We start from the raw sequence: 9181 nt of genomic DNA, 5'->3' as shown, positions 1-9181 counted from the left end.
TCAGACTCGGATCCGCATTGCCATGCAAGGTGTTGCCCGTTTGACCGTGAACCGGACAAATCTTCACATTTACGCCAGTGTTATTTCTGGCGACGGCACCAAGGTTCTGGCCGCGGCATCCACTGCAGAAGTGGAAATGCGCAAGGAAATTGGCGCGTCGGGTAAAGGTGGAAACGTTGCTGCTGCGCAGGCCATTGGCAAGCGTATTGCTGAAAAGGCAAAAGCAGCAGGTGTAGAAAAAGTGGCGTTCGATCGCGCCGGTTTTGCGTACCACGGCCGCGTTAAAGCGCTGGCTGATGCGGCTCGCGAAGCTGGTTTGCAGTTCTAAGCAGACTGGAATTAAGTATGGCTAAGTTTCAAGCAAAATCGCAAAACGACGCTCCAGACGATGGTCTGAAGGAAAAAATGATCGCGATCAACCGCGTGACCAAAGTAGTGAAGGGTGGCCGTATCCTCGGTTTTGCCGCACTCACAGTGGTCGGTGACGGTGACGGTCGCGTTGGCATGGGCAAGGGCAAGTCAAAAGAAGTGCCTGCAGCCGTGCAAAAAGCCATGGAAGAAGCGCGTCGCAACATGACCAAGGTGTCATTGAAGAACGGCACGCTTCACCACAATGTATTCGGCCACCACGGTGCTGCTAACGTCATGATGGCGCCAGCTCCCAAGGGTACCGGCATCATTGCTGGCGGACCCATGCGCGCTGTATTCGAAGTGATGGGCATTACCGACATCGTGGCCAAAAGCCATGGTTCGAGCAACCCTTACAACATGGTGCGCGCCACAATGGATGCACTGAAAAACTCTACCACCGCTTCCGACATTGCGGCCAAGCGTGGCAAATCGGTCGAAGAAATCTTCGGCTAAGGCGGGCAATCAAATGACCATAGAAACCAAAGTAAAAGTCCAGCTGATTCGCAGCCCGATTGGCACCAAGGAATCACACCGCGCCACTGTGCGTGGTCTGGGCCTGCGGGGCATCAATAGTGTCAGCGAATTGCAGGATACACCTGCAGTGCGCGGCATGATCAACAAGATCAGTTATCTGGTCAAGGTTATCTGAGCGGAGACTCAACATGGAATTGAACGGAATCAAGCCTAGCCAAGGCGCAAAACATGCCAAGCGACGTGTCGGTCGTGGCATCGGCTCTGGCCTGGGTAAAACGGCAGGACGTGGTCACAAGGGACAAAAGTCTCGTTCGGGTGGCTATCACAAGGTCGGCTTTGAAGGCGGTCAAATGCCTATGCATCGCCGTTTGCCAAAGCGCGGTTTCAAGTCGCATTTGCTCAAGTTCAACGCCGAGGTCACACTTGACGCGCTGGAGCGTCTGGGCCTGGCGGAAGTTGATCTGTTGACGCTCAAGCAGTCTGGCCTGGTCGGTCAGTTGATCAAGAACGTCAAAGTGATCAAGTCGGGGACGCTGTCCAAGGCTGTCAAGCTCAATGGCATTTCTGCAACTGCAGGCGCCAAGGTCATCATCGAAGCCGCTGGCGGCTCGGTCGCTTAATATTTGACTGGATCAATCAGTGGCAACCAACTCAGCTCAAATTGCAAAGACCGGTAAGTACGGTGACTTGCGCAGCAGGCTTGTGTTTTTGCTGCTGGCACTGGTTGTGTATCGCGTTGGCGCTCATATTCCGGTACCAGGTATTGATCCTGGGCAGCTGAAAGAACTGTTCAAGGGGCAGCAGGGCGGCATACTGAATTTATTCAATATGTTCTCTGGTGGGGCCTTGTCCAGATTCACGGTCTTTGCCTTGGGCATCATGCCGTATATTTCGGCTTCCATCATCATGCAGCTGCTCACGTATGTCGTTCCGACATTCGAGCAGATGAAAAAAGAAGGTGAGAGCGGTCGTCGCAAGATTACCCAGTACACGCGCTACGGTACGCTGGCTTTGGCTTTATTCCAGTCCATGGGCATTGCGGTTGCGCTGGAGAGTTCGCCTGGGTTGGTGTTGGACCCCGGTTTCGGATTCAGAATGACTGCGGTATTCAGCCTGACGGCGGGCACCATGTTTTTGATGTGGCTGGGTGAGCAGATTACTGAGCGTGGGTTGGGGAACGGAATTTCGATCCTGATTTTTGCGGGTATCGCGGCGGGCTTGCCTAGCGCGATGGGTGGTTTGCTGGAGTTGGTGCGAACCGGCGCAATGAGTATCCTCATTGCGATCGTCATCGTGGTTGTCGTGGCTCTGGTAACTTATTTTGTGGTGTTTGTTGAGCGGGGGCAACGCAAGATTCTTGTGAACTATGCCCGGCGGCAAGTGGGCAATAAGGTGTACGGTGGCCAGTCTTCGCACTTGCCGCTCAAGCTGAATATGGCGGGTGTAATTCCTCCCATCTTCGCATCGTCGATCATCTTGTTACCGGCTACACTAGTGGGTTGGTTTAGCACAGGTGAAAGCATGCGCTGGTTGAGAGACATCGCCAGCACGCTATCACCAGGCCAGCCGATCTACGTGATGCTCTACGCAAGCGCAATCATCTTCTTCTGTTTCTTTTATACGGCGCTGGTATTCAATAGCCGTGAAACGGCAGATAACTTGAAAAAGAGTGGGGCCTTCATTCCGGGAATACGTCCTGGGGATCAAACGGCACGTTACATCGACAAGATATTGGTGAGATTGACTTTGGCGGGGGCCATTTACATCACTTTCGTGTGTTTGTTGCCTGAGTTTTTGATTTTGAAGTACAACGTTCCGTTCTATTTTGGCGGCACGTCGTTGATGATTATTGTTGTGGTGACCATGGATTTCATGGCACAGGTGCAAAATTACCTGATGTCACAACAGTATGAGTCGTTGCTGAAAAAAGCGAATTTCAAGACATAACGTGGTTGTGCTTGAATTAAGCCCACACGATTTATCACGAGCACGGACTGTGTTCCATGCCCAGTAAGTACAACGTAAAAGTTTAGGAGAAACAAATGAGAGTTTCAGCTTCGGTCAAGAAAATTTGCCGCAACTGCAAAATCATCCGTCGCAAGGGCGTTGTCCGCGTGATCTGCACAGATCCACGTCACAAACAGCGCCAAGGCTGATTTTTAAGAGATTTAGAGGACGCACATGGCTCGTATTGCTGGTATTAACATTCCGCCGCAGAAGCACGCCGAAATCGGCTTGACTGCAATCTTTGGCATTGGTCGCACGCGCGCTCGCAAAATTTGCGAAGCATGCGAGATTGACTATGCCAAGAAAATCAAAGACCTGACCGACGGTGACCTGGAAAAAATCCGGGACCAGATCGCTCTGTTCACCATTGAAGGCGATTTGCGTCGTGAAACCACGATGAACATCAAACGCCTGATGGATATCGGCTGCTACCGCGGTTTCCGTCATCGTCGTGGCTTGCCCATGCGTGGCCAACGCACGCGCACCAATGCCCGTACCCGCAAGGGTCCGCGTAAAGCCGCTGCGTCTTTGAAGAAATAATTGAGAGGTCGTCATGGCAAAATCACCCAATAACAGCGCTGCCCAGCGCGTTCGCAAGAAAGTTCGCAAGAACGTAGCCGATGGCATTGCCCACGTTCACGCTTCTTTCAACAACACGATCATCACGATCACCGATCGCCAAGGCAATGCGTTGTCTTGGGCTTCTTCCGGTGGTCAGGGTTTCAAAGGCTCGCGTAAATCGACGCCTTTTGCTGCTCAGGTAGCCTCGGAAGTCGCTGGTCGCGCCGCCATTGAGCAAGGCATCAAGAACCTTGATGTTGAAATCAAGGGTCCTGGTCCAGGCCGCGAATCATCCGTTCGCGCGCTGGGTGCGTTGGGCATTCGAATTAATTCGATTGCTGACGTGACGCCGGTTCCGCACAACGGTTGCCGTCCTCAGAAGCGCCGCCGTATTTAATTGCTTTGTCCGGACCGGGTCGCTTGCTATGCAAGCGGGCCCGTGTTGGACGTTTAATAAAGCCCACCGCCGTCAGGTTGCTACCTACGGCTCCTGCAGTAATTGCAGCAGATGACAAAAGGATATTCAAGTGGCACGTTACCTAGGCCCCAAGGCCAAACTTTCCCGCCGTGAAGGCACCGATCTTTTCCTGAAGAGCGCACGCCGTTCCATCAGCGACAAGGCCAAATTCGACTCCAAGCCAGGACAACACGGACGTACCTCTGGTACCCGCACATCCGACTACGGTTTGCAGTTGCGTGAAAAGCAAAAAGTAAAACGCATGTACGGCGTGCTTGAAAAACAGTTTCGCCGTTATTTCGAAGAAGCTGATCGCCGCAAAGGCAATACTGGCGCGAATTTGCTGTCTATTTTGGAAACTCGTCTCGACAACGTTGTTTACCGCATGGGTTTTGGCTCAACGCGCGCTGAAGCACGTCAGCTGGTCTCTCATAAAGCCATGACGGTGAACGGACATTCCGTGAACATCCCCTCTTACATGGTCAAGGCCGGTGATGTGATTGCGGTCCGTGAAAAGTCCAAAAAGCAGACGCGAGTCGCCGAAGCGCTTCAGTTGGCTTTGCAAGTGGGCATGCCTGCATGGGTAGATGTGAATTCAGACAAAGGCGAAGGTGTCTTCAAGAAGGTGCCTGACCGTGATGAGTTCGCCGCTGACGTCAACGAATCGTTGATTGTCGAACTGTACTCACGCTAATTTTCGTTCCTGCGATACGGTGTACCGTATCGCCAGGTGTGCTTCGCCAGCCTTATCGGTGTAACGAGCCGAGGGTATTGAGAGGAAGACTGCATGCAAACTAATTTGTTAAAACCAAAAACCATCAATGTTGAGCAGCTTGGTGCCAACCGTGCCAAGGTGACCTTAGAGCCGTTCGAACGTGGCTATGGTCACACACTGGGCAACGCGCTGCGCCGCGTGCTTTTGTCTTCCATGGTCGGTCACGCCGCCACCGAAGTGACCATCGCTGGCGTTCTGCACGAGTATTCATCCATTGATGGTGTTCAGGAAGATGTTGTCAACATTTTGCTGAACCTCAAAGGTGTGGTTTTCAAACTGCATAACCGTGATGAAGTGACATTGAGTTTGCGCAAGGACGGAGAAGGTCCTGTGACGGCCGCTGATATTCAGACACCGCACGACGTGGAAATTGTCAACCCTGAACATGTGATCTTGAATTTGTCGCACGGCGGCAAGATCGATATGCAGATCAAGGTTGAAAATGGCCGCGGTTATGTGCCAGGCACGATTCGTCGCTACGGTGACGAGTCTCCGAAGTCGATTGGCCGCATTGTGCTGGATGCTTCATTTTCTCCTGTCAAACGCGTGAGCTACATCGTCGAGAGTGCGCGTGTTGAACAGCGTACCGATCTAGACAAGCTGGTATTGGACATTGAAACGAATGGCGCTGTGACGGCCGAAGACGCTGTTCGTGCATCGGCCAAGATTTTGGTCGAGCAGCTTGCGGTGTTTGCGCAGCTCGAAGGCAATGAGTTGGCCGCATTTGATGCACCGGTTCAACGCAGCTCGCAGCAGTTCGATCCTATTTTGTTGCGTCCCGTTGACGAGCTTGAACTGACTGTGCGTTCGGCGAATTGCCTGAAAGCGGAAAATATCTACTACATCGGCGATCTGATTCAGCGCACCGAAAATGAGTTGTTGAAGACGCCCAATTTGGGTCGAAAATCTCTCAATGAGATTAAGGAAGTGCTGGCCTCTCGCGGACTGACACTGGGAATGCGCCTTGAAAGCTGGCCACCTGCAGGCCTCGACAAGCGTTAATTGATTAAAAATTTCATCTTCGGATGATGAAGTGCACGGGCAGTACCTGATACGGCTGTCTCGATATTAAATAAAGGAAGCACTATGCGACACGGACACGGACTACGTAAATTAAACCGCACAAGCTCGCACCGCCTTGCGATGCTGCGCAACATGATGAATTCATTGCTTCAGCATGAAGTCATCAAGACCACGCTGCCTAAAGCCAAGGAATTGCGCCGCGTTGTTGAACCGATGATCACCCTGGCCAAAGAGCCTACGCTGGCCAACAAACGGCTGGCATTTGATCGTCTGCGCGATCGTGACATGGTCGTCAAACTGTTTGCTGAACTGGGCCCGCGCTACAAGGCGCGTCCTGGCGGCTACACCCGTATCCTGAAGATGGGTTTCCGCGTTGGCGACAATGCGCCTATGGCGCTGGTCGAATTAGTTGACCGTCCTGATGTGTCGGAAGAAATAGTTGACGCTGCCAAGGCAAAGTAAGCTATAATAAATACATATCGCGCGGTGGAGCAGCCTGGTAGCTCGTTGGGCTCATAACCCAAAGGTCGTAAGTTCAAATCTTGCCCGCGCAACCAACATCCATGCCGTCTAGGCTGGTAGCAAACGCCCACTTCATGTGGGCGTTTTACTTTGTGCCTACAAAAATTATCGACAATTAATCGTGGCCGTTGGGCTATTTCTCCGGTTGGTGGCAGCATCACTGACATGAGATGTCGATGGTTCTTGCCGCTGACGCGCATCTACAGATTCCAAGCGATGGATGGTGACTTGCGGGCCTCCAAGCTGGAGGTGATGCTTTATTGTCCGCCTAGGACTTAGGCTGTGTGGAAATGTTTCATGCGGCTTCCTCAAGGGTGTCGCTGTTCAGGTTGCCATCGGGATCGTGGTGATGCCGGTGACATTGCCACCCGTCACCATCATGCGGCGCGACAACTCGTTCATCTTCAGGCCTTCGGGGTTGCGCTCGAGTTAGGCCATCAGGTCAAAGCGGGGTCGGGGTGGTGTCAAACTGCGTGCGCAACTGGCTGCGCACCTGCTTTTCAACCAGTTGGGTGCAGGTCAGCAGCCGCAGCACTTCGGGGTGTTCGCTGTAGCCTCGTGCTTCCAGGTCCATTTTTTACCTTAGCGTTTTAACTAGTAGTGCTATGTTTTTAATAGCTACTTTTCGGCGTATTTACTGGGCTGCAGCCTCTTTTTCCTTAAGAATATCGCGGTAAAGCTGATCCCGGCCGCTCAGGCAGGGGCGCGGCCAGCCAACCTTCCGGCTTTGCAGCCTGGCCGCTTCGTGCAGCGTCCGGGCCGGGTCGGCCAGGTCCGGGCGCGGACAGATCAGCGCGGCCTGCGGCAATGATGTTGTTGACCTGGTCGGCCTCCGAAATGGCGCCGACTGCGATGGTTTGTATGCCGACTTCGTTACGGATACGGTCGGCAAACGGCGGCTGGTACATGCGGCCGTAAACCGGCCTGGCGGCGCGCATGGTCTGGCCCGACGACACATCGATGAAGTCGCAGCCGGTAGCCTTGAACAGCCGCGCGATTTCCACCGCATCGTCGGCCGTGTTTCCGCCCGGCGCCCAGCCATGCGCCGAAATGCGCACGCTCAGCGGCGGCAGCATGGGTGGCGGGGCCGGTATGCCCGGGCTGTTGGCCCGCCACTGCTCGGCTTGCAGGCCGCTGTAGCGGTTGACGTTTTCAAACCACTCGGTCGAGTTGCGCGCCGCGTTCTGGATTTTCAGCACCTCGACTGATCGCACGGCCTCATAGGCCCGCAACGCCGCGTCGGCATCGGGCTGGCAGGCGCTGGCGTAGCGGATGCGGCTGTTCAGGCCGTCGCTGGCAATCGCCGGATCAGCCTGGTACTGCGCGGCCATGGACTGGTCGTCCTGCGCGTCGGTTTCAAACACCAGGTCCACGCCCAGTGCTACGCAGCGGTCTTGACGGATGTGGAGCAGCCGCTTGCGGCCAATGCCGCAAAACCCGTGGCCGCCCGAGCGCACACTGCGTCATCCCAGTGGTTGAATGCGTCGCCAATCAGCTGCGCGCTGAACAGCCATCGGTGCAGAGGGCTGGAAAAAGAAAAAAGGACGGTCGCCATCAGGGCGCCTGAAAACCCGCCGCCCGGTAGGTGAGCACCAGCGTGTCCCGAAAAGCTTTGACATGGTTCCCGGCCGGGTCATCGGCGGGGAGTATGGGCGTGGTTTCGTGAATCACCCGTTCGTCGTCCATCAGCAGGGTCGTCAGGGGTTGCTCCATCAAAAAGCGCATGCCATGCGGCCCGTGGGCATCAAAGACCCGGGTTTCGCCGCCTTTGACGCCTTGGCGCGCCACCAGCAGCACCACGACAAAGTCCACGCCGTCGCGGTGCGCGCCTTCCGGCGTCGGGCGGCCCACGCCGCCGGTGGTGTCGATGCGGAACTGGTGCGCTTCAATGAACCAGCGCGGCACCGCCTTGACCTGTGCAAACAGGTGGCCCAAGCTGGTCAGCAGTTCGGTCCAGGCGGGCGCCTCGGCCACGCCGGGCTCGATCGGGTCAAACCAGCGCTCAAAGCCGCCGTGCAGGGCGTTGTATTCGGTCGGTTGCCAGTGCGCGCGGTGCGGCGTTTGCGTCAGCGCCCCGCTGGGCAGTTCCTGAACAAAACAGCCATGCCGGCGCCGGCGGTAATGCCCGCCATCGCGCAGGTGGGCATCGGGCGGCAGCCGGTTCCAGGCGTCGGTCAACGGCTGCCAGCCTTGCAGCCACTGGGGCGTCGGGAGTTGAAGCTCGGTTGTCAGATCCGCCGGCAGGAGTAGGCTCAGCCCGTCCTGTCGAAGCGCCTGTGCGGCCGGTTTTTGAACACTTGCAATATTGAACATGCTGGCTATTTTGCGTTATTCGGGGGGCGTCTGGTTGGCGTGGGCTCGGTGTTCGGCCGCAAGCAGAAGAATGAGGGGGCCGGCCTACATACAGGGCGCCCAAAGCTGCTGATAATGAATCGCGTGTTTAACCAGAGGAGTTTTCAATGCTGTACAAATTCAAATCAAAAGATTACGGTGATGTGATCATGCTGGAGCTTAATGGGCGCCGGGTGCTGGAGATCATTGGCAAGGATGCCGGGCCAAAAGGCATCATCCTGCCCGAGCAGATGCCTGCGGCAATTGCGGCGCTGGAAGCCGCCATTGCGGAGGAAGAGCTGGCCGAAAAAGAGGCCGGCGTGGTGCAGGGGGATGGGCCGGGCTTGCGCCAGCGCGCCCTGCCTTTCATCGAGTTGCTGCAGCGCAACCACCGGGCTGCCCACGAGGTGGTCTGGGGCGTGTAGTTTTTTGCCGCAAGCTTTGCTGGCGCAGCGGATTAAAAAAGCCCCGGAATCGGGTAATGCCAGTCAGTTAAGAACTGACTGGCATTTTTCTTGGGTATTTGGACGCCCTGTGCTTGACAAGTCTGGGGCAAGTGCGGGGTCGCCGCGGCGGCAAAAGAAAAATGGCGGCTTGCTCGTAAAGCAGGGCCAGACGCC

The 9181-nt window shown here is 55.4% G+C and carries 13 protein-coding genes, 1 tRNA gene and 2 pseudogenes; 13 read left to right on the top strand and 3 right to left on the bottom strand.

Annotated features, from left to right (window positions below):
- The 12 genes from rplR to Q8K05_RS03235 all read left to right on the top strand — a co-directional run.
- Nucleotides 1-328 (top strand): 50S ribosomal protein L18 (gene rplR / locus Q8K05_RS03290; RefSeq protein ID WP_305245099.1); only part of this gene is annotated, 328 nt, incomplete at its 5' end.
- A gap of 17 nt (nucleotides 329-345) precedes the next feature.
- A complete protein-coding gene (rpsE, locus tag Q8K05_RS03285) occupies nucleotides 346-864 on the top strand; it encodes a 30S ribosomal protein S5 (RefSeq protein WP_011799766.1) in 519 nt (172 codons plus the stop codon).
- Nucleotides 865-877: 13 nt separating this feature from the next.
- Entirely contained in the window at nucleotides 878-1060 is a 183-nt protein-coding gene (rpmD, locus tag Q8K05_RS03280; RefSeq protein ID WP_293470186.1) for a 50S ribosomal protein L30, read from the top strand.
- 13 nt (nucleotides 1061-1073) lie between these two features.
- On the top strand, nucleotides 1074-1505 hold the full coding sequence (rplO, locus tag Q8K05_RS03275) for a 50S ribosomal protein L15 (RefSeq protein WP_305245098.1): 432 nt from the start codon (nucleotides 1074-1076) through the stop codon (nucleotides 1503-1505).
- Between the two features lie 19 nt (nucleotides 1506-1524).
- Nucleotides 1525-2832 (top strand): preprotein translocase subunit SecY, encoded by a 1308-nt coding sequence (secY, locus tag Q8K05_RS03270; protein ID WP_305245097.1) that lies wholly within the window; start codon nucleotides 1525-1527, stop codon nucleotides 2830-2832.
- Nucleotides 2833-2927: 95 nt separating this feature from the next.
- On the top strand, nucleotides 2928-3041 hold the full coding sequence (rpmJ, locus tag Q8K05_RS03265) for a 50S ribosomal protein L36 (protein WP_011481465.1): 114 nt from the start codon (nucleotides 2928-2930) through the stop codon (nucleotides 3039-3041).
- A gap of 25 nt (nucleotides 3042-3066) precedes the next feature.
- A complete protein-coding gene (rpsM, locus tag Q8K05_RS03260; RefSeq protein ID WP_092003868.1) occupies nucleotides 3067-3432 on the top strand; it encodes a 30S ribosomal protein S13 in 366 nt (121 codons plus the stop codon).
- 13 nt (nucleotides 3433-3445) lie between these two features.
- Nucleotides 3446-3850 (top strand): 30S ribosomal protein S11, encoded by a 405-nt coding sequence (gene rpsK / locus Q8K05_RS03255; protein WP_011799771.1) that lies wholly within the window; start codon nucleotides 3446-3448, stop codon nucleotides 3848-3850.
- Between the two features lie 130 nt (nucleotides 3851-3980).
- Nucleotides 3981-4604, top strand: a complete 624-nt coding sequence (gene rpsD, locus Q8K05_RS03250; protein ID WP_305245096.1) for a 30S ribosomal protein S4 — start codon at nucleotides 3981-3983, stop codon at nucleotides 4602-4604.
- Nucleotides 4605-4697: 93 nt separating this feature from the next.
- Nucleotides 4698-5687, top strand: coding sequence for a DNA-directed RNA polymerase subunit alpha (gene rpoA, locus Q8K05_RS03245; protein ID WP_305245095.1), 990 nt, complete (start codon nucleotides 4698-4700; stop codon nucleotides 5685-5687).
- Nucleotides 5688-5771: 84 nt separating this feature from the next.
- Entirely contained in the window at nucleotides 5772-6170 is a 399-nt protein-coding gene (gene rplQ / locus Q8K05_RS03240) for a 50S ribosomal protein L17 (protein ID WP_305245094.1), read from the top strand.
- 18 nt (nucleotides 6171-6188) lie between these two features.
- A tRNA-Met gene (locus Q8K05_RS03235) sits at nucleotides 6189-6265 on the top strand.
- 310 nt (nucleotides 6266-6575) lie between these two features.
- Here Q8K05_RS03235 and Q8K05_RS03230 read toward each other — a convergent pair.
- From Q8K05_RS03230 to Q8K05_RS03220, 3 genes and pseudogenes are all read right to left on the bottom strand, one after another.
- Nucleotides 6576-6804: pseudogene (locus Q8K05_RS03230) on the bottom strand (MarR family transcriptional regulator); the annotation flags it as partial.
- 60 nt (nucleotides 6805-6864) lie between these two features.
- Nucleotides 6865-7309, bottom strand: a pseudogene (locus Q8K05_RS18845) (bifunctional salicylyl-CoA 5-hydroxylase/oxidoreductase); the annotation flags it as partial.
- A gap of 475 nt (nucleotides 7310-7784) precedes the next feature.
- Nucleotides 7785-8543 (bottom strand): 2OG-Fe dioxygenase family protein, encoded by a 759-nt coding sequence (locus tag Q8K05_RS03220; RefSeq protein WP_305245093.1) that lies wholly within the window; start codon nucleotides 8541-8543, stop codon nucleotides 7785-7787.
- 146 nt (nucleotides 8544-8689) lie between these two features.
- Between Q8K05_RS03220 and Q8K05_RS03215 the strand changes: the two genes are divergently transcribed.
- Nucleotides 8690-8986 (top strand): DUF1840 domain-containing protein, encoded by a 297-nt coding sequence (locus Q8K05_RS03215; RefSeq protein ID WP_305245092.1) that lies wholly within the window; start codon nucleotides 8690-8692, stop codon nucleotides 8984-8986.
- Nucleotides 8987-9181: the final 195 nt, after the last annotated feature.

The sequence above is a fragment of the Polaromonas sp. genome (assembly GCF_030682935.1).
Lineage (GTDB): Bacteria > Pseudomonadota > Gammaproteobacteria > Burkholderiales > Burkholderiaceae_C > Polaromonas.
This window is presented reverse-complemented; position numbering and strand designations above follow the sequence as displayed.